This is a genomic window from Corynebacterium sp. HMSC077G07, assembly GCF_001809225.1.
Taxonomy (GTDB): domain Bacteria; phylum Actinomycetota; class Actinomycetes; order Mycobacteriales; family Mycobacteriaceae; genus Corynebacterium; species Corynebacterium jeikeium_D.
Window position 1 is genome coordinate 26,534 of record NZ_KV796545.1, and the last position, 19,784, is coordinate 46,317.

Below are 19,784 nucleotides of genomic sequence, written 5' to 3' on the forward strand. Positions count from 1 at the left end.
GAAGCTAGGCATCAGTGCCCGACAGCCCGCGGCGTTCGAGGAGCGGCTGGATGTCCTTATCGCGACCTCGGAAGGCACGGTAGGCGGCCATGAAGTCGATGGCGCCACCACGGGAGAGAATCTCCTCGCGGAAGTGGCTGCCGCCGCTGATTGTGGCACCGCCGTTGTCGGTGAACCAACCGAAACCGTCCGCGTCGAGCACCTCTGCCCACAGGTAGGAGTAATAGCCCGCCGAGTAACCGCCGGCGAAGATGTGGTTGAAGTAGCGGGAGCGGTAACGCGGAGCCAGGTGGGGAACGTCGAGGCCGAGTTCAGCGAGTGCTTCCGCTTCGAAGGCATCAACATCAGTGACCTGAGCTGCTTCCTCCTCGGTGAGGCTGTGCCAGGCCAGATCGATGGCGCACGCGGCGAGGTACTCAACCGTGGCGAATCCCTCACCAGCGGTGCGGGCCTTCTTCACAGACTCGACTAGCTCGGCCGGGATCGGCTCACCGGTACGAACGTGGACGGCGTAATTGGCCAGAATGGATGGCTCAAGTGCCCAGTTCTCGTTAATCTGGGAGGGGAATTCCACGAAGTCGCGCGGGACGTTAGTGCCCGAGAAGGTCGGGTACGTGACGTCGGAAAGCAGACCGTGGAGGGCGTGCCCGAACTCGTGGAAAGCAGTGGTGACCTCGTCGAGCGTCAGTAGCACCGGGGTTCCCGGCTCGGTTTCGGCGATGTTCATCACGTTGACCACGACTGGCAGGCGCCCCAGCAGACGGGACTGGTCCCTAAACGAGCTCATCCATGCACCACCGCGCTTAGTCGGGCGCGAGAAGTAGTCCGTAATAATCAGGCCGATGGTCTCGCCTCCGCCCTGGCGTACCTCCCACACGGTCGTGCCCGGCGCGTATCCCTGCAGGTCCTCGCGCTTGACTACCTCGATGCCGTAGAGCTTGCGGGCAGCGTAGAACACGCCGTCTTCGATGACACGGTGCAGCTCGAAGTAGTTCTTGAGTTCCTCCGTGTCGACTGCGAATTCTTCCGCTTTACGACGGCGCTCCCAATACGGCCAGTCAGCGCCCGTGACCGTCTCACCGCCAGCCAGATCAGCGACCCGCTTGTACTCGCCTTCAGCATTGGCAATGGCAGCTGGCGCCAGGTCTGCAATGAGCTTCCGAGCAGCCTCTGCGGTGGTTGCCGTCTCCTTGGCAATGACGTAATCCGCATGCGTGTCGTAGCCGAGCAGCTTGGCACGGCGGGCACGCAGGCGCGCCATTTCCAGCACAATGCCGGAGTTGTCGAACGTGCCGGAGGCAGCACCCGCACGCCCCAGTGAGGCTTCATAGAGCTTGGCGCGAGTAGCCGGATTATCCAGGTCAGCCAGCTGTGCCGGAGTTGACGGTAGGTCCAGCGGAATCAGCCACGGCGCATCGGTGTCGGCCTTTTTCGCGTAGGCGGCGAAGGACGCAATGGCGTCGTCGGAAAGCCCGGCGAGTTCCTCGCGGTCGTAGATCTCCACGGCGCGCGCGACGGTGTCCTTCAGTAGGTTTTCACCGAAAGCCGTGGAGAGCTCAGAGAGACGGGAATTGATGCGGCTGAGCTCGGCTTTGTCCTCGTCGCTGAGGTCCGCACCGGCGCGCTGGAAGTCTTCGCGGACTTTCTTCAGCAGCAGCTTCGCCTCTTCCGGATTGGCGGCATCCTCAACGCTGTCGATGGCATTGATGCGCTGCCACAGGTCACTGCGCATGCGAATCTGATCCAGGTGTGCAGTGAGCTGCGGGGCAATCTCGGCTTCAATTTCCATGCGGACATCGGTGGCGTCCGTGCCGGCAACGTTGAAGAAATAAGCAGCGACGCGGTCCAGATCCTGGCCCGCCTTTTCCATTGCCTCGATGGTATTAACAAAGGTCGGCGCCTCCGACGACGTGGCGATGGCGTCGATCTCGCGTGCATGGCTGCGCATTGCTTCGCTAAAGGCCTCGCGGACGTGGCTGTCATCGATTGCCGCAAAATCTGGCAATTCGCAGAACAATTCTGACGGTGTCAACAGTGGATTTCGTGCATCATTGGTCATAGTGAATTCAACTGTAGCGTGCTCGAAAAACCAGAGTGCGCCTACCGTCTGAAACAGGCTCCCCGCCGTTCTGGCAGGACCAACCGTGACGAGGAGGCGTTTTCCGCCATGACAGAGACGACTATTTCCGCTCCCTGTGGGAGGCTAACCGGCCGTATTCACGATGACGCAATACAAGTTTTCAATATCGATTACGCAGATGCTGCTCCGTTCGCCGCGTCGGCACCGGTGGCTGACGGGCCACAGTCAGGCACTCGGCGCTGTGAACCCGAGCGCGAATTAGTTCTCACCGTCACCGCACCGGCTGAGCCCGCGGACGCTTCCTATCCCGTATTGCTGTGGATCCACGGTGGTAGCTACGAGTTTGGGCATCCCTCCGAGCCCTGGACGGACGCGACGGCCTTCGCACAGGCAGGCATCGTCACCGTTTCGCTCGGATACCGCAAGGGCCTCGAGGGATTCTGGCGCGACAGTGAAACAGAGACCTACCGGGCCATTGATGACCTGTATCTGGGGCTGCAGTGGGCTCGTCGTAACGCGCCTGCCTTCGGCGGCGATATCGACAACATCACTATCTCGGGGCAATCGGCGGGTGCGGCGCTGGCGCTCACTCTCGCTGCCGACGAACGCACTCGCGGCCAGATCCAGCGCACCATCGCCATGTCGCCGGCCTTCTCGCTGCTGTCGGGCTCGCGTCTCCGCCGCACGTTGGCGGGCATCGGTGTGGGACGTGCGCCGTCCACCGACGTCTTTTCGCGTGCCGACGAACGCAGGGTCGCTCGAGCCCAGAAATTGGTGTCGGCATCCTCACCTTCGGATCCGGCAATTGGGCCTCGCTTTGACAGCTTTGCTCCCACACTGCCAACGATGGTGACTGCCACCAGCGAAGAGTTCTTCTCAGAACCGCCGGTTGTGGCGATGGACAAGTTGCCCATGCGGGAGTGGATGGCTCGGCGCTACGCCAAGGGGCATCGCGGCCACGGCGAATTTCCGGCCACCGCCTATGCCGAACGTCCGATGGGGAATGTCATTTCTGACTCAGCGATTCGCTCATACGCTGTTAAAGTCGCCGAACGGTCCGTGGCGGCTGAGCTGGATGTGTGGGCGGCACAGTTCGAACCGGGAGAAGGGTTGGGCTATGCACCTGCTGGCCGCACCAGTGGTGCTCCGCACTGCATCGACATTGCACGCTTCTTCGGTATGAAGGAACCCAACCATCCATTCCACCAAGTGGCGGTCGAGTTCATCCGCGAAGGCACCTCACACATGCCCCGCTACAACAATGACCGCAAGGTGACCACCTTTGCTGGCGCTGACGCCCAGGCAGTCGAGGACATTGCCATCGATGCGTGGGCGGCTCCGCGCCAGCTCTTTGGCGCATAAGGCATAAGGCGGGTGAGGCTTGCGCTGGTTAGCGCTGTGCTGTTGTGCTCAACAACTGAGCCCAGCGACTTAAGCTGGCAAAGTCTGCATGTACCGATAAATCTCGACGCAGACCAAAATGGTGATCAGCGTGATAAGTACTGCTATGAGTTTCCTGCGATCCATAGCCACCGTTCTTACCGAAGCACCAGGCCAGACGCAAGCTTTACCCTCTGTGGTTAACTGTCAACTATGGAGCCGCTTGATTTATTAGTCCCCGAGAATTCCGCGCTGCAGCCGGTCGACCCCGCGCTGGCTAAGGTGAAGCGAGTCGCGCACGCCGCTCCCCTGCTAGTTATCACGATTGCATCCGTCGTCGCCGCTGTGATGTGGACTCCGTGGATGTGGTTGGGCGTCCTCGCCTGCGTGCTCTACTTCGCATATATCTACTGGCTCATCGGTCGACGAGTTCGTGCCCACCGATACCTCGAAGAGGACAACGACTTCATTGTTGCGTCCGGACGCTGGTGGCGCTCGGTCACTGTCGTCCCTTACGGACGAATCCAGTTCATCGACATCGATGAAGGACCTCTCCTTCGACTATTCGGACTGGCAACGCTGAAGCTCAACACAGCATCGGCGAGCTCGGATGCAGCCGTCCACGGTTTGCCACGTGAAGAAGCGCTCGCCCTGCGCGCTCGTCTATCTCAGCGCGCCCACGACCGGATGGCGGGTCTCTAAATGAGGCATAGAGTTCATCCCCTATCTCCGCTGCTCAAAAGCTTTGCCACAATCGCTGCGGTGACTGCATTCGCAGTCGCGAATCAGTGGCAGTTGGCCGTTGCGGTCGTGACTCAGCTCTACGACTGGGCATGGCTCGGTCTCCTTGTCGGTACCGGTGCGGTCGCCATAATTATTGGTCTGATTGCATTTTTCTCGTGGCTGTCCTGGCGGTATACGTTCTACGAGCTCACCGACGATGAGGTTCGCTACGGCTCCGGATGGCTACTGCGTTCTCGACGCGCGGCACGGCTCGACCGCGTGCAGGCGGTGGATATCAACCAACCATTGTTGGCGCGCATTTTCGGGCTCGCCGAAATTGTCATTGAAACAGCCGGCGGCTCCGATTCACACTTCACAATCAAATACCTCACTCCCCCGCAGTGCGAACAGTTCCGCGCTGACGTGTTGGGTGAGGTAGAAAAGCTGGACACCGAGCTGGCACGTTCGCTTTACGACGGCGACAGCTCCACCGCGCCCCTCGACTCCGGCGCTCACATGTCCTCTCGCATGCCCGAAGCGAAGACCATCTTTGGCCCGGTCGATGTCGGACGGCTGATTGCATCCGTGGCCATTGGACCCGGTCTTTTCGTCGGTATAGCTCTCATCCTCCTCGCCGTTGTCTCTGCGCTGTTTACCGACCTCATCGTAGAAATCCTCAGCGGAGTAACCATCACTACTCTGATTGTGATTGGCAGTTTCGCTGTCGGCCTTTTCGGGGTACTAAATCAGTCGTGGGATTTCACGCTGAAGGTATCGTCGGAAAGCAGGCGTCTGGCGATTACCGCCGGACTGTTGTCGACGCGCGCTCAGACCATTCCCATTGATCGCATTCATGGCTTTAAAGTGGTGCAACCGCTCTGGTGGCGTCCGTGGAGATGGTCCCGTGCGGATGTCTCGGTGGCGGGCTATGGCCTGGACAGCACACAGTCGAACAACACACTGGTGCCAGTGGCACCGGCACCGGAGACGGACGCGATTGTCGATTACCTGATGAATGAGATTGCGGGACCGTCCTCCGCGGATGACCTGTTGGGCTCCTGGCAGACTCCACGCACGGCATGGTGGCTCAGCCCAATTGACTGGAAATTCCAAAAGGTGCAGGCCACGCGGCGGGGTCTTTTAGTGACAAAGGGCCGGTTCTGGCATACGCGGTTCATCGTTCCCTGGCAGCGTATTCAAGGACATACACTGATTATTTCTCCGCTGAAGAAAGCGGCGGGAGTGGCAAACGTGCGAATCGACATGGTGCCGGGAGCGGTCACTCCGGTGGCAACGGAGTTGAAGTTGGATGATGCGTACCAGCTCACCGCGCTGATTCAGGAACACAAGGTTGTTTAGAATGCTATTTAATGAGGTCTCCCAGGACGGCCGTCTCGCGCGGTCTTGTGGGATCTCGCAGGAAAACTCTCTCTGCAGGCTAGTGGCATAGTCATTACGCTGGGATGCATGACTATCGCCAAGGAAGATTACGAGTGGTACCGCAGCGCGGTGTTCTATGAGGTGCTCGTCCGGGCCTTCTTCGACTCCGACAACAACGGCTCCGGCGACCTCAAAGGGCTGACGGAGAAGCTCGATTATCTGCAATGGCTGGGCGTTGACTGCCTCTGGCTGCCGCCTTTCTACGACTCCCCGCTGCGCGACGGCGGTTACGATATCCGCGACTTCCGCGCCGTGCTCGACGAGTTTGGCACGGTCGAGGATTTTAAGGTGCTTCTCGACGAGGCCCATGCGCGCGGTATCCGCGTTATTACTGACCTGGTGATGAACCACACCTCCGATACCCATGAGTGGTTTCAGCAGTCGCGCACTGATCCGGATGGCCCCTACGGCGGCTTTTATGTCTGGACTGATGACCCGGACACTTACTCGGGCGCACGCATTATCTTTGTCGATACCGAGGATTCCAACTGGACCTATGACCCGGTGCGTGGCCAGTACTACTGGCACCGCTTCTTCTCCCACCAGCCGGATTTGAACTATGACAATCCGGCGGTGCAAGAAGCGATGCTCGATGTGCTGCGCTTCTGGTCCGATCTCGGCATCGATGGCTTCCGCCTCGACGCTGTTCCCTACCTCTTCGAACGCGAAGGTACTAACTGCGAGAATCTGCCCGAGACCCACGCTTTTCTGAAGCGCTGCCGCAAGGTCATGGATGAGGAATACCCGGGTCGCGTCCTGCTGGCGGAGGCCAACCAGTGGCCCTCCGATGTGGTGGAATACTTCGGCGACCCGGAGGTCGGTGGCGACGAATGCCACATGGCTTTCCACTTCCCACTCATGCCACGCATTTTCATGGCGGTGCGCAAGCAGTCCCGCTTCCCCATCTCGGAGATCCTGGAGTCCACGCCGGAGATTCCGTCTTCGGCTCAGTGGGGCATTTTCCTGCGCAACCACGATGAGCTGACGCTGGAAATGGTCACCGATGCCGAGCGCGACTACATGTACGCCGAGTATGCGCACGATCCGCGGATGAAGGCCAACATCGGCATTCGCCGTCGTCTAGCGCCACTGCTGCAAAATGACCGCACTCAGCTCGAGCTTTTCAATGCCCTGCTACTCTCCCTGCCAGGTTCGCCGGTGCTCTACTACGGGGACGAAATTGGTATGGGCGACAACATTTGGCTCGGTGACCGCGATGGTGTGCGCACACCGATGCAGTGGTCACCCGACCGCAACGCCGGGTTCTCCAAGGCCGACCCCGGTCGGCTCTATCTGCCGACCATTCAGGATGCGACCTACGGTTACCAGGCGGTCAATGTCGAGAACCAAGCGAGCTACTCCAATTCGCTGTTGAATTGGGTGCGTCGACTGATTCAGGTCCGCAAGCGCTATGAGGCTTTTGGCCTCGGTGATTTCCGCGAGCTGAATAGCGATACCGCCTCTGTTCTGACCTATCTGCGCACATACGGCGACGAAGTGCTGCTGTGCGTCAACAACCTGTCCTCTTACCCCGCGGCCGTCTCACTGGATCTGTCCGAGTTCGCCGGTGCCACCCCGGTAGAGCTCACGGGTTCGGTTCCCTTCCCCACAATTGGCACCGATTCCTACCAGATCACGCTTCCTGGCCACGGTTTCTACTGGTTCGAAATCCAGCTTCCACCTGAGACAAACCTCGAATCGAGCGCCTCGATGTCGGCACCGACAATCCCGGTTGCGCAGGCGATATCGGACGCGCCGGTGACGTCATCACGCGAGCACTCAGGCACCGCCGCCGATGCCGCCGCCGATGCCGTCACAAACGCCGATAATAAAGAGTGATCTTTTAAGTCCCGAAAGGCGAACGAACTAAAATGACTATTCCCACCGCCGAATTCATTGCCGAAGAGCTGGCAGACACACTGGTCAAGATGCGCTTTTTCGCTGACAAGGTCTCTGACATCGACCACGTCGAGATCCTCGCGCTTGACCCCGTACTGCGCGACAATCCCGACAGTCCCGATGTCGATATCGCATTGGTGAGGGTGCACACCGCACATTCTGCACCGACCTATCAGCTGCCCATCGCTTGGGCGGAGGACGTCCCCGATGGCCACGAGCAGTCCCTGCTGGTTCGCGCGGAGGGCATCGTCGGCTACGACGCTCTGATTGATTCGGATGCCATCACAGCACTCGGCCAGAAGCTTTCCGACGAAGGCAAGCTCGGCCGCATGGAACTGCGACGTGTGCCGGGCTCTGAACAGCTCCGTCCGGAATCCGGCCGCCCCATGGGAGTCGAACAGTCGAATACCTCGGTCATTTTCGACGACCGCGTGATGTGCAAGTTCTTCCGTCGCCTCTACCCCGGCACTAATGCCGATGTGGAGCTGCTGGCCGCACTCGCCCAGGCAGATTGCAAGTTCGTCCCTGAGCTCTACTCCTGGGTAGAGACCACCATTGGCGAAGACGCCTACACCACCGCCATGCTGCAGGAATTCGCACCGAACTCGGTCGATGGCTGGGAGCTGGCTCTTGGCGCAGTGCGCGATGCCATCCGCGACAGTCAGACCCCGCTGGAAGATTTGGGCACCGACTTTACATCCGAAGCGCGTGCGCTCGGCGAAGCAGTGGCCTCGGTACACAGCAGCCTCGCTGCCGCTGTCGCGGTAAAGAAGCGTCTGACCGGTGCGGAGCTGGTAGCCCCACTGCGAGCTCGCCTGGACTTCGTCGCTGGTGTGGTGCCACAAATTGCTGAGGTCAAGGATAAGGCTCAGGCTATCTTCGATCGCGCAGAGGCTGCGGTTCCGGAAGGTGGCGCCGTCGTCCAGCGAATCCACGGTGATCTGCACTTGGGGCAGGTATTGCGCACGCCGAGCTCTTGGCGCTTGATTGACTTCGAGGGCGAGCCGTCGCGCCCGTGGGAGGAGCGTCGTCTGCCGGATCACCGCCTACGCGATATCGCCGGCATGATTCGCTCCTTCGATTACGCCGCTCACTACCCGCTGCTGACCGGACGTGAAGACACCGAGGCGGCTACCGAGCGTGTTGAGCAGTGGGCTCGCCGCAATATCGATGCCTTCTTGGAGGGTTATGGCGATGCCAGTGACCCGACGCTACTGGAGGCCTTTGTACTGGATAAGGCCATCTACGAGTGCCTTTACGAAGCGCAGAACCGCCCCAACTGGCTGCCGCTGCCGCTTGGTGCTGTGCACTCGCTGTTAGGATAGGGCTTTTGTCGCAGTAATTTCATAGCGGGAGTGATCCTCCCGCAAGATAGAGGTCTTTCGTGCGTCTGCTCAGCAGAATCCTGTCCACTACACGAGTGCTCTGGCCTTTCTATATCGGGGTCATCATCTGTTCGCTGGCCACCGCCGCCGCGTCGTTGATTAGCCCCTTCCTCATCCGCGATGCCACCGACGCCATCGTCGGCGCGGTGTCCAGCGGTGAAGCCTTGAGCCAGGCGGCGATGTCCGATACCACTCGCACGGTAATCTGGCTGGTCATCGGGCTGCTAATCGCAGATCTGACGCAAACCATCGTGCATAACATCGGTGGTTACCTGGGCGATGTGATGACTGCACGCATGCGCGAGATTCTGTCGACCCGCTACTATGCAAAGCTGCTGTCGCTGCCGCAACGCTATTTCGACAGTCAGGTCACCGGCACAATTATCGCCCGCCTGGAACGCTCGATTAGCAATATCACGCAGTTCCTCCAGGCGTTTTCCAACAACTTCTTCCCGATGCTGTTGACCGTCGGCGCGGTACTGGGCATCACTGCCTGGCACTACTGGCCCCTGGCGGTGCTATTGATTATCGTTTTCCCGGTCTACACCCTGCTGACCGCGCTGACCTCGAAGCGCTGGCAGAAGATTGAAGCGAAAAAGAACGAACAAATCGATATCGCCGGTGGCCGTTTTGCCGAGGTCATCGGCCAAGTCAAGGTTGTCCGCTCCTTCACTGCGGAACTGCGCGAAATCGCTTTCTTTGGTTCCCGCTTCCGCCGCACCATCTCCCTGACCCGCGATCAGTCAACGTGGTGGCACCGCATGGATGCTCTTCGCGGGGGCATTTTGAATATCATCTTCGCAGGCATCTACCTGCTGCTTTTCCTGCGTACGCTGTCGGGAGAATTCTCCATCGGCACCATGGTCATGCTCATTCAGCTGATTAACATGGCGCGCCAACCAGTGACCATGATGAGCTTCCTGGTCGACGCTGCCCAGCGCGCAGTCGCCGGTTCGCGCGATTACTTCAAGGTCATGGAGCTTACTCCAGAGACCCGCACGCAGCCGGAGCTGCTCAGTGCAGCGACCGCGAATAACGGCGACTTCGACTCCGCGTCCGTTGGTTCCACCGCAGACGCAGAGTCCGTCGACAGCGCCCACCGTTCCTCCCTGGAACGCGCAGCCGAACAGGAGGCAATTGGCGCTCCCATTGTCGACTTCGACGCAGTGGATTTTGCCTACGAAGAGGACAAGACGGTGCTCTCCAATGTCAGCTTCCAGGCATATTCAGGCCAGAAAATCGCCCTGGTCGGCGAGTCCGGTGGCGGCAAGTCCACCATCGTCAACTTGCTGCTCGGCTTCTACGCCCCGACCGCAGGCCGCTTGAGCGTTCTGGGGTCGGATGTCTCCGAAGTTTCCGGTTCCACTCTGCGCGCCGGCTCTGCCGTCGTGTTCCAGGACTCGTCACTGTTCTCCGGCACGATTCGGGAAAACATCGCCTACGGCAAACCCAATGCCACCGACGAAGAAATCATTGCCGCCGCGAAGAAGGCCAACGCCGACGACTTCATCCGCAGCTTCGCCGAAGGCTACGACACCACTATCGGCGAGCGAGGTCTGAAGCTCTCGGGTGGCCAGAAGCAGCGCATCGCCATCGCGCGCGCTATTTTGAAGGATGCTCCCCTGCTCATCCTGGACGAAGCCACTTCGGCGCTGGACACCAAGGCCGAACGCGAAGTTCAGCGAGGCTTGGACAAGCTGATGGAGGGACGCACAACGGTTATCATCGCCCACCGCCTGTCCACAATTTCCGATGTGGACACCATCGTGACGCTGCGTGACGGTCACGTCGACGAGGTGGGCGCACCCGCAGAATTGGCGCAGACTGACGGTATCTACGCCGAGTTGCTACGCCTGACGGCTTCGGCCTCGGCGGCGGATCGTCTGCGCCTGAAGAAGTACGGCATCAAGGGGTAACGCGCCGTCGTCAAGCATGCAGGAAACGCTTGACGACGGGCACCCCTGCGCCCTTTTACGGACGGGGAACGATGTAGCGGCCAGCGCCCGGAACAATTTCGACGGTGACCGGCATCGGGAACATGAGGTCGCCGTCAGCGTAGGCGTTCATCTGGCGTGGCGGGCCGATGTATTCCACGTAAGCCTTCTTGGCGCGGTAGGTGCTGACCTCCCCGATTTTTTCAACGGTGCCGTCGAACACGGACTTGAAGGCCAGGGCGGCCTTAATGCGCCCGGCCTTGCCGATGACAGTGATGTCCATCAGTCCGTCGGAGTGGTCTGCGGACGGGCAAATCTTCATACCACCGCCATAAGAACGGGTGTTACCGAAGGCGGCCAGCGTGATTGGATCTTCGAGAACCCGATCGTCATCCAGCGTGATGCGGAATGGCAGCGAGTGGAAAGCCAAGAACTCGCGGACGATAGCCAGGTTGTAGCGGTTGCGGCCATGCGGCCAGGTCATCTGATTGACGCGGTCGGAGACAATCGAGTCGAAGCCGGCACACATGATAGTGCCGAACCAGCGCTGCTCCCCTGCCTCATTGGTGATGCGGCCGAGGTCAGTGGTCGTCCAGAAGCCATCGGCGATAACGTGAGCGGCATCGCGAGCATTGCCACGCGGCAGATTGTATTCGCGACCGTGGTCGTTTCCGGTACCGGCCGGGATAATACCGAGGGGGATGCCGGTCTGTGCCTGCTCCTGCAGTGCGAGGTTAATCATGCCGTCGCCACCACAGACTGCCAGGGCATCAATTCGGCCGTCGGCGATGACCTCACGAATGAGCTTGCGGGCGTCGTCGGGGTTAGCACCTTGGAGAGCGATGACATCGATGCCGCGATCCGCGAACACCCGGCTCGCCCGGGCGGACGCAATCTGCGAGGCGCCATGACCCGCGTGGGGGTTAGTGACCAGAGCAAGGGTACGAATCTCAGTTGTTCCCAGCGGGTAGTTGAGATTCTTGTCGTTAGCGTTCATCGAAGAAATACCTACTTTTACGTGGGCTTTTGACCGGTCAATACTGGCCTTTATGGGAGTGCGTTAATGCATCTAACTAAAGCTTACCAAGATTGATTGACATTTTTTGAGAAAACGTAACGTAATACCGCTATAATAAAAGATGTAAAGATGTGCTTCCGCGCAAGTTACATATAATTCCGCAGTTCAGACTCGCAGCACCGATGCCCAAGGAGAAGCTCAGGATGTCTAACAAGCTCACGATTCCGTACCGCATGCGCTGGTGGGGCTGGGGTGTTGACGGCAACGACAAGCCAATCACCACGGCCAGCGAGAAGCTACTGCAACGCGAAATCGGTATGTCGTTGGACGCAAACAACCCGCCGCGCAACATCGCCGACGTCACCATCCCCAATAGTCGCCTCAGCGCCGAGGATATCGAAGCCCTGGGCGCTGTTGTCGGCGCGGATGCCGTCGCCACCGACCACGACACCCGCGTCAAGCACGCGGTCGGACGCTCCTACCCCGACCTGGTTCGCCTTCGCGCAGCCAAGCTCGATGTCGCCCCAGATGCTGTAGTGCTACCGAAAACTGAAAAGCATATCGAGGACCTGTTCAAGGTATGCGCTGAGCGCAAGATTGCAGTCGTCCCCTTCGGTGGTGGCACCTCGGTCGTCGGCGGTGTGGAGGCTGTTGACGGAGGCATGGGTAAGGCCATCGCAGTGTCCATGACCGCCTTTAACAAGATCATCGACATCGACAAAGTCGCTGGCACTGTCACCGCCCAGACCGGCGTTTTCGGCCCCGACCTGGAAAAGGAGCTGTCCAAGGCCGGCTTCACCGCTGGTCACTTCCCGCAGTCCTTCGAGTATTCCACTGTCGGCGGTTGGGTTTCCTGCCGCTCGGCAGGCCAGGAATCCTCTGGTTACGGTCGTATCGACCGCAACGTGATTGGCATGCGCGTCGTCACGCCAGCCGGCACCATGGAATTCCGCGACATGCCGTCGTCAGCATCCGGCCCGAACCCGCGTGAGCTTTTCCTGGGCTCGGAGGGCACCCTCGGCATCATCACGCATGTGACGATTGCCCTGAATCAGCGTCCACAAAAGGAGATGCTCTTCGACACCTACTTCTTCAACTCCTTTGAGGAAGCCGCCGAGGAGCTGCGTAAGCTGGAGCAGAGCGGCAATATCCCGCACCTAGCGCGCATCTCCGACGAGAAGGAGACGCTGTTCGGCCTCACTCAGCTTGGCTCTGCCAGCATGTCCGAGAAGGTCACAAAGTACCTGAAGCTACGTGGCATCGACACTCCGTGCATGGTGATTTTTGGCTTCGCACAGACTGATCCGGTCGGCGCCCGCGTCACCCGTGAGCGCCTGGCCGCCCGCCTGCTGACCAAGAAGTGCGTCCGCATGGGCTCCATCCCGGGCATGGCTTGGGTTAACCACCGCTTCTCCTCGCCGTACCTGCGCGATGTCATGATGACTCGCCGCGTCGGCGTCGACACCCTGGAGACCGCCACCACCTGGGATAACGCCGCTACACTGCGCCGCGAAATCGCCTCCGCAATGGAAGCCGCTGGCGAGAAGCACGGCACCCCGGTGTACGTCTTCTGCCACATCTCGCACATGTACGAATCCGGCTGCTCGCTGTACTTCACGTACTTCTTCCGCGAGACCGAGGGCGAGATTCTCCAGCAGTGGATGGACATCAAGACCGCGGCGTCGGAGGCCATGATGAACTTTGGCGGCACCATCACGCACCACCATGGCATTGGCCAGGATCACAGCCCGCAGTACTACGAGGAGAACACCGAGTTGTTCGCCAAGGTTATGCGTGCAATTAAGGACGAACTCGACCCTGCTGGCATCCTCAACCCGGGCAAGTTGGCTACCGGTCCGCGCTCCTTGGAAGAGCGTTACGACGGCAACATGATTTAACCCTGTTGCCGCCGGCTTCGGCTAGCGAGCTAGACTGACCAGTTCGCTGGCGTAGATTTCCGGCGACGTTGGGCCGTCATAAATAAACAGTGAAACGTAATCGTCAAGGGTAAAAGATTCAAGTGCTGCGGTCATTGTCGCTGTCGCTTCTTCCTGGGATCCCAAGCGAAGATGCCCGGATAGTGGGATGGTCGGCTCAATCGCTGCGATTTCGTCCGTGCGACCGCAAACAGCGTGGCGTTTTAAATGCCTAAGCGCGCTTTTCTAGTTACGACCTGTCTGGGGTGGCACGGACTGGAGACAGCAGCAACACATCTGCAGCGATGGTGCAATAGCAGCGAAAGCTCGGTTCATGGACTCAGAGCGGTTGGACGCTGGGTGCATAGCCATCGAGGTGTCTCCTTCCTTGTAATCCCGGGAAATGATTCGCAACTAAGAAAGATCTCTTGAATCAATATCCGTGCCGGTCGTTGATAATGAACAACTTAGTCTATTTCTAAGCGCCTTGCAATGGGGTACGCCCGAAATAGTTCACACTCACTACGCACTCCACAACTTCATCACTTACGCCAGATAGTTTCATCACTATCACCGTCTTCGGGAAAGTCGAGGAAGAAAGACTATGACTGCCACGCACGCTCCTCAGCGCGATCGCTCAGCTGCGGTTTTGAACAAGGCTCGTCGGCAAGCGGACTTGAATCGTCTACGCGAAGAAACCGCTAAGGGCGACATCCCAGATCTGCTGGTCATCGGCGCCGGTATCACTGGTGTCGGCATCGCTTTAGATGCGGCGTCGAGGGGTTTGAAAACCGTTCTCGTCGAATCGAAGGACCTCGCTTTCGGCACCTCTCGTTGGTCATCGAAGCTCGCCCACGGCGGACTGCGCTACCTTGCCAGTGGCAATGTCGGTATCGCTCGCCGCTCAGCTATTGAACGTGGTGCGCTGCTCGACGTCACCGCTCCGCACCTGGTGCATAACCTGCCACAGGTTGTACCGGTAATGGACAAATTTGCACCGTTGACCCGGGTTTTGCCGCGTTTAGGCTTCTTGGCCGGTGACTTTCTACGCATTATCGCTGGTACCTCCGCCACTACCCTGCCGTTGTCCCGCACTGTCAGTTCCCGCCGAGTCAGCCAGCTTTCGCCGACCGTCCGTAAGCGCGACGTGAAATTCGGCTACGTCAACTACGACGGTCAGCTGCGTGACGACGCACGCTTGGTCACCGCTATCGCTCGAACCGCCGCTAGCTACGGTGCAACTATTCTGACCCGGGTGCGCTGCGAGAACGCCTCTGGAACGAGCGCCACACTAATCGACGAGCTCACTGGCGATTCCTTCGAGCTGCCGGCTCACGCTGTGGTCAATGCCACTGGTGTGTGGGCCGCAGACCTAGCGACGAACATCAAGATTCGCCCATCTCGCGGCACGCACCTGGTTCTTGACGCCGCGAAGCTAGGCAACCCTACCGGCTCTCTCACGGTACCGGTTCCTGGTCACACCAACCGTTTCTGTTTTGTCCTTCCCGCAGAGCACAACCGCGTCTACATTGGCCTGACCGATGAGGATGCACCGGGCCCGATTCCGGACGAGCCGGAAGTGCCGGAGGATGACATCGTTTTTCTGCTCGATGTCATCAACCAGGCACTCGAGGTTCCGCTCACTCGTGACGATGTCATCGGTGCTTTCGCCGGCCTGCGTCCGCTCATCGACGCCGGCGAGGCACACACCGCTGACCTCTCCCGCGAGCACGCCTTGTTGGAGGCCCCGAACGGCCTGATTTCCATTACTGGTGGCAAGCTCACCGAGTACCGTCTTATGGCTGAGCAAACCGTGGACAAGGTTGCGGAAAAGCTCGGTGTTTCGCTTGCTCTGTGCTCCACCCGCACCATCCCTGTGCTGGGCTCCGAGCCGAAGGAGCTCGACCGCGCTCGCACCGCTGCCGCTGCCGGCCGTATCCCGATGCCGCTGTTTAACCGCTACGGTGCCGAATCCTTCGAGGTCATCGAATCCTGTCCGCTCGACCGACCGCTCGACCCGGTAGCGGAGGGTCTCGATGTCACCCGCGCCGAGTTCGCCTGGCATGTGACGCACGAGGGAGCTCTCAGCGTCGACGATATTCTCGATCGCCGCACACGGTTGGGGCTGGTCAAAGCTGATCGCGAAGCTGCACTGCCAGCTGCTGAGGAGGCACTGAGGCTAGCCTAGCGCTGGCCATTGCCGCGGCTGCTTCTGATGTGGCCGTAGCTACTGGATAAAGCGGGGAGTCTTCGGACTTCCCGCTTTTTCTGTATACACGGGAACTATGAGTGTAAATAACGCTGTCACTTTCCCCTCCCTCGATGAACTCCGCTCCCGCAGGACGGTCAAATGGACCGCATATTCACCGGACGTGCTGCCACTGTGGGTCGCCGAATCCGATGCCACAACCTGCCCTGCCGTCAGTGCCGCGATCGACGAGGCGTGTCAGCGCGAACAGTTCGGATACCTCTCGCAGGACATCACCGCGCTTACGACCGCAACCGCGGACTTCTCTGCAGCGCGCTACGGTTGGCGTCCGAACCCAGACAATATCTTTGCAGTCGCCGACGTCGTCCGCGGAGTCACGCTCGCAGTTGAACGCTTCACCCGCCCCGATTCCGCAATTGTCGTCCCCACTCCCGCCTACATGCCGTTCTTCCAGGTAGGTCCCGCGCTGGGACGGGAGACGGTGTGCATCCCCACGCTTGCCGACGGCCCGGATCTCGGCGCCCTCGAACGCGCCTTCACCGACGGTGCCGGTTGCCTGATCTTGTGTAACCCGAATAACCCTCTCGGCTTTACCTACTCACCCGAAAAACTTCGTGAGATTACTGATTTAGCCGCTCGCTTTTGTGCGCGCGTTATCTCAGACGAGATTCACGGCCCAGTTGTTCTAGATGGCACTCACACTCCAACCGCGTCGGTGTCGGATACCGCGGCGGCCGTGACTATCACGGTGACTGCTACCTCGAAGGGCTGGAATACCGCCGGCCTCAAGTGTGCGCAGATCATCTTTAACGACGAAGATGCCAAAACCTGGCTGGAGCTGCCCTTCATTGTTCGCGAAGGCGCTTCTATTCTTGGTGTCGCCGCGGCCACCGCCGCCTACCGCGATGGCGTGCCCTGGCTGGACAATTTTGTCGATGTCCTGCGCACCAACCGTGAGACTCTGCGAACACGTTTGTCCACTATTGCGCCGCAGGCTCGCTTTACCCCACCGCAAGCATCATTTTTGGCGTGGTTGGACTTGGGTGACGTGCCTGGTGTTGCCAGTGAGGACCCAGCTGCGTGGCTGGTTGAAAACGCCAAAATAGCACTCAACCCCGGCTTCGCATTCGGCGAAGGCGGGGCTGGGCATGTGCGGCTTAACTTTGCGACCTCCCCGGAAATCCTCGGTGAGGCCCTGGACCGTCTTGACGCGGCCCTGCGCTTGTAGTTGACGTTTTAGTTGGTGACAGTGACGCTGCCGTCGGCGTTGACAACAACGTTGGCGGCCAGAGCGCGAGCCAGGTTCATGCGAACGTGCTGGCCCTCACCGTCAGTGCGATCGAGCGGGTAGCCGGATGGGATTGCGGTCTGAGCGAGGACGGAGCTGCGCTGTTCCTCAGTCAGCTGCGGGAAGCGGGTCTCCAGCAAACCTGCGTACCGCTTCGGAACAACAACTGGCTCGTTAGCCGGGCCAACCTGCTTGAAGTCGTAGGTCATGCGTTCGGTGTACTGCTGAACGGCAGCTGCGGTGCTCATGTACGGAGTGTCCTTGGCAACGCAGTTGGCGATGGTGTCGCCACAGCGGTACTCGAGCTCCGTACGCAGCTCATCCATGGCTTCTTCGATGAGTGGGCGGAACTCTGGGTCTGCCCAACGATCAGCTGCGGCCTGGTTGCCCATCATGCGGCCGCCCATAACGTCCAGCGGGTAGTGGACGCCCATGACAAGGCGAGAATGACCAGCCTCGGACGCACGCGCCTGAATCTGCGGTGCAACCTCCGGCAGCATCATGGCCAGCATGGTTGAAGTCCATGCAGCCTTGTTGGTGTGGCCCGACGGGTAGGACGGGGTGGTCGAGTACGGGTCGTCCTGACCTTCGCGGTAGTAGCGCTCGATGCGCTCCGGCGCCACCACAAACGGGCGATCGTAGCCGTAGACGTACTTCTCGAAGAAGGTCGAGCTGACCAGACCGCCGCCGCGAGCAAGGTTGCCGGACAGCAGGGCCTTTACCTTCGGCAGGCGATCCTCGTCATAGGCATCACGGAAGTGCTGGCCCAGGTTTGCACCGAAAGCAGTGGAAATATTGGCCAGTGGGTCCAGGTAGTCGTCATCAAGAGCGAGTTCCTGTGCCTGCGGGTCATTCTTGGCAGCGTTGTTAATGCGGACGACCGTTTCGAGGTTCTGGTCCATAACCTCTGGGTGGTTCTTCTCCAGCTCCACGAAAGGATGCACAACGTAGAAGTAGAACCAGTTATCGGTGGCGGCATCCGACGGGTACGCACGTGCAATCTGGTCCGGGCGGTACGAGGTTGGCTTCGGCGCATTCGGGTCGGTGTTTTCACCGGAAGATGACGGCAGCGAGATGGAATCCGGGACCTCGAAGCCACCGCCGGGGAGCTTGATTCCCTCTGGAGCTGCCACATTAGCTGGAAGATCAGAAACAGAGTCCAGGCGGTTGCCGAGCTCGGCCAACGGGTTGACCGGAGCTGCCACGGCCGTTGCCGGTGTAAGCCCCATTACAACTGCCATTGCTGCGGTAGCAGCGCCGACGCGAGTACGTGTTGCAGTGCGCTTGTGCGGCTTCAAAGAAGACACTGAAGCATTCCTTTCCAGATTGCTGCGTGGGAGGCACCAGTTGTGAAGTGCTCTATAAGCCAAGGTCTGACAAAATCTTCACTTATGTTAAGCGCACTGTGAGGTTTCGGCGCGTTGAAAAGAAACAAGTTTTCAAAATGCTAGCGCCGATTGTGGGAGCTGTCCCCATCAGACTCCGGGTTTTCACTGATAAATGCATAAAAGAAACCGGTTGGCGGGAGAAACGCCCGTCAACCGGTAAGAACTCAATACTCGCCCCAAACGGGGCTAAAAGCGTGGACTACTTGGAGTAGTCGTAGAAGCCACGGCCGGACTTGCGGCCGAAGTGACCCGCCTCAACCATGCGCTTGAGCAGTGGAGGTGCCGCGTAAGTCGGCTCCTTGTACTCATCGAACATGGCATCGGCAATGAACTTGATGGTGTCCAGACCAACCATGTCGGCCAGAGTCAGCGGACCCATCGGGTGCGCACAGCCATTGACCATTCCGGCATCGATGTCTTCTGCAGTAGCAATGCCGTCCTGCAGCATGCGAATAGCGCCGAGGATGTACGGAACCAGCAGGGCGTTAACAATGAAGCCCGAGCGATCCTTAGCGCGAATGACGGTCTTGCCCAGCGCCTCGGAAGCGTACTCGTACGCACGCTCCGACTGAACATCACCGGTCGTCAGAGTAACGACATGCTCTACCAGAGGCAGAACCGGAACCGGGTTGAAGAAGTGCAGACCCATGACGCGCTCCGGGCGCTTGGTAGCTGCAGCAATGGACTGAATCGGCAGCGAGGAGGTGTTGGAAGCCAGGATGGCATCTTCCGACTCAACAATTTCATCGAGCTGCGAGAATACGCTGGCCTTTACTTCTGGGTTCTCCACGATGGCCTCGATGACCAGCTCACGGTCAGCGAAGTCTTCCAGCTTGGTGGTGAAGCTAATACGCCCCAGAATCTCATCACGTGCAGACTGCTCTAGCTTGCCACGGGAAACGGCCTTATCCAGCGACTTTTCAATACGGGCGCGACCGGACTCAAGGAACTCCTCCTTGGCCTCCCAGACCTTGACATCGCTACCGGCCTTCGCACAGACCTCAATAATTCCGGAGCCCATCTGACCGGCGCCGACGATACCTACTCGCGAGATACTATTTGCCATTGGCGTGTTTTCCTACCTTCTACTCTGGGTTATTAGCCAGCATTGTGCTTCATCCGAG

The 19,784-nt window shown here is 59.5% G+C and carries 13 protein-coding genes; 9 read left to right on the forward strand and 4 right to left on the reverse strand.

Annotated features, from left to right (window positions below; genetic code table 11):
• Positions 1 to 4: 4 nt before the first annotated feature.
• A complete protein-coding gene (locus HMPREF2562_RS09215) occupies positions 5 to 2,059 on the reverse strand; it encodes a M3 family metallopeptidase (protein WP_016423125.1) in 2,055 nt (684 codons plus the stop codon).
• 108 nt (positions 2,060 to 2,167) lie between these two features.
• Here HMPREF2562_RS09215 and HMPREF2562_RS09220 point away from each other — a divergent pair, with 108 nt between their 5' ends.
• The 6 genes from HMPREF2562_RS09220 (at position 2,168) to HMPREF2562_RS09245 (ending at position 10,823) form a co-directional block, all read left to right on the forward strand.
• The gene (locus HMPREF2562_RS09220; RefSeq protein WP_049170708.1) at positions 2,168 to 3,442 is read left to right on the forward strand and encodes a carboxylesterase family protein; all 1,275 of its coding nucleotides are present in this window, start codon (positions 2,168 to 2,170) and stop codon (positions 3,440 to 3,442) included.
• A gap of 231 nt (positions 3,443 to 3,673) precedes the next feature.
• A complete protein-coding gene (locus HMPREF2562_RS09225; protein WP_049170706.1) occupies positions 3,674 to 4,162 on the forward strand; it encodes a PH domain-containing protein in 489 nt (162 codons plus the stop codon).
• A 60-nt stretch (positions 4,163 to 4,222) separates the two neighbouring features.
• A complete protein-coding gene (locus tag HMPREF2562_RS09230; protein WP_049189390.1) occupies positions 4,223 to 5,542 on the forward strand; it encodes a PH domain-containing protein in 1,320 nt (439 codons plus the stop codon).
• Positions 5,543 to 5,650: 108 nt separating this feature from the next.
• Positions 5,651 to 7,462: a maltose alpha-D-glucosyltransferase gene (gene treS / locus HMPREF2562_RS09235; protein WP_049189389.1), complete on the forward strand. Its 1,812-nt coding sequence runs from the start codon at positions 5,651 to 5,653 to the stop codon at positions 7,460 to 7,462.
• Between the two features lie 32 nt (positions 7,463 to 7,494).
• Positions 7,495 to 8,847, forward strand: a complete 1,353-nt coding sequence (locus tag HMPREF2562_RS09240; RefSeq protein ID WP_049189388.1) for a maltokinase N-terminal cap-like domain-containing protein — start codon at positions 7,495 to 7,497, stop codon at positions 8,845 to 8,847.
• Between the two features lie 59 nt (positions 8,848 to 8,906).
• Positions 8,907 to 10,823: an ABC transporter ATP-binding protein gene (locus HMPREF2562_RS09245; RefSeq protein WP_049189387.1), complete on the forward strand. Its 1,917-nt coding sequence runs from the start codon at positions 8,907 to 8,909 to the stop codon at positions 10,821 to 10,823.
• A 55-nt stretch (positions 10,824 to 10,878) separates the two neighbouring features.
• Here the strand turns inward: HMPREF2562_RS09245 and HMPREF2562_RS09250 are convergent, their stop codons facing one another.
• Positions 10,879 to 11,838: a diacylglycerol kinase gene (locus HMPREF2562_RS09250; RefSeq protein ID WP_049189386.1), complete on the reverse strand. Its 960-nt coding sequence runs from the start codon at positions 11,836 to 11,838 to the stop codon at positions 10,879 to 10,881.
• A gap of 224 nt (positions 11,839 to 12,062) precedes the next feature.
• Between HMPREF2562_RS09250 and HMPREF2562_RS09255 the strand changes: the two genes are divergently transcribed.
• From HMPREF2562_RS09255 to HMPREF2562_RS09265, 3 genes are all read left to right on the forward strand, one after another.
• The gene (locus tag HMPREF2562_RS09255; protein ID WP_083295724.1) at positions 12,063 to 13,757 is read left to right on the forward strand and encodes an FAD-binding oxidoreductase; all 1,695 of its coding nucleotides are present in this window, start codon (positions 12,063 to 12,065) and stop codon (positions 13,755 to 13,757) included.
• A 622-nt stretch (positions 13,758 to 14,379) separates the two neighbouring features.
• Positions 14,380 to 15,963, forward strand: coding sequence for a glycerol-3-phosphate dehydrogenase/oxidase (locus tag HMPREF2562_RS09260; RefSeq protein WP_070549899.1), 1,584 nt, complete (start codon positions 14,380 to 14,382; stop codon positions 15,961 to 15,963).
• 97 nt (positions 15,964 to 16,060) lie between these two features.
• Positions 16,061 to 17,212: a MalY/PatB family protein gene (locus tag HMPREF2562_RS09265; protein ID WP_070549900.1), complete on the forward strand. Its 1,152-nt coding sequence runs from the start codon at positions 16,061 to 16,063 to the stop codon at positions 17,210 to 17,212.
• Between the two features lie 8 nt (positions 17,213 to 17,220).
• On the opposite strand, the gene HMPREF2562_RS09270 is transcribed toward HMPREF2562_RS09265, so the two are convergent.
• Together HMPREF2562_RS09270 and HMPREF2562_RS09280 are read right to left on the reverse strand one after the other, a co-directional pair.
• On the reverse strand, positions 17,221 to 18,579 hold the full coding sequence (locus HMPREF2562_RS09270) for an acid phosphatase (protein WP_049170684.1): 1,359 nt from the start codon (positions 18,577 to 18,579) through the stop codon (positions 17,221 to 17,223).
• A gap of 280 nt (positions 18,580 to 18,859) precedes the next feature.
• The gene (locus tag HMPREF2562_RS09280; RefSeq protein WP_016423138.1) at positions 18,860 to 19,726 is read right to left on the reverse strand and encodes a 3-hydroxybutyryl-CoA dehydrogenase; all 867 of its coding nucleotides are present in this window, start codon (positions 19,724 to 19,726) and stop codon (positions 18,860 to 18,862) included.
• Positions 19,727 to 19,784: the final 58 nt, after the last annotated feature.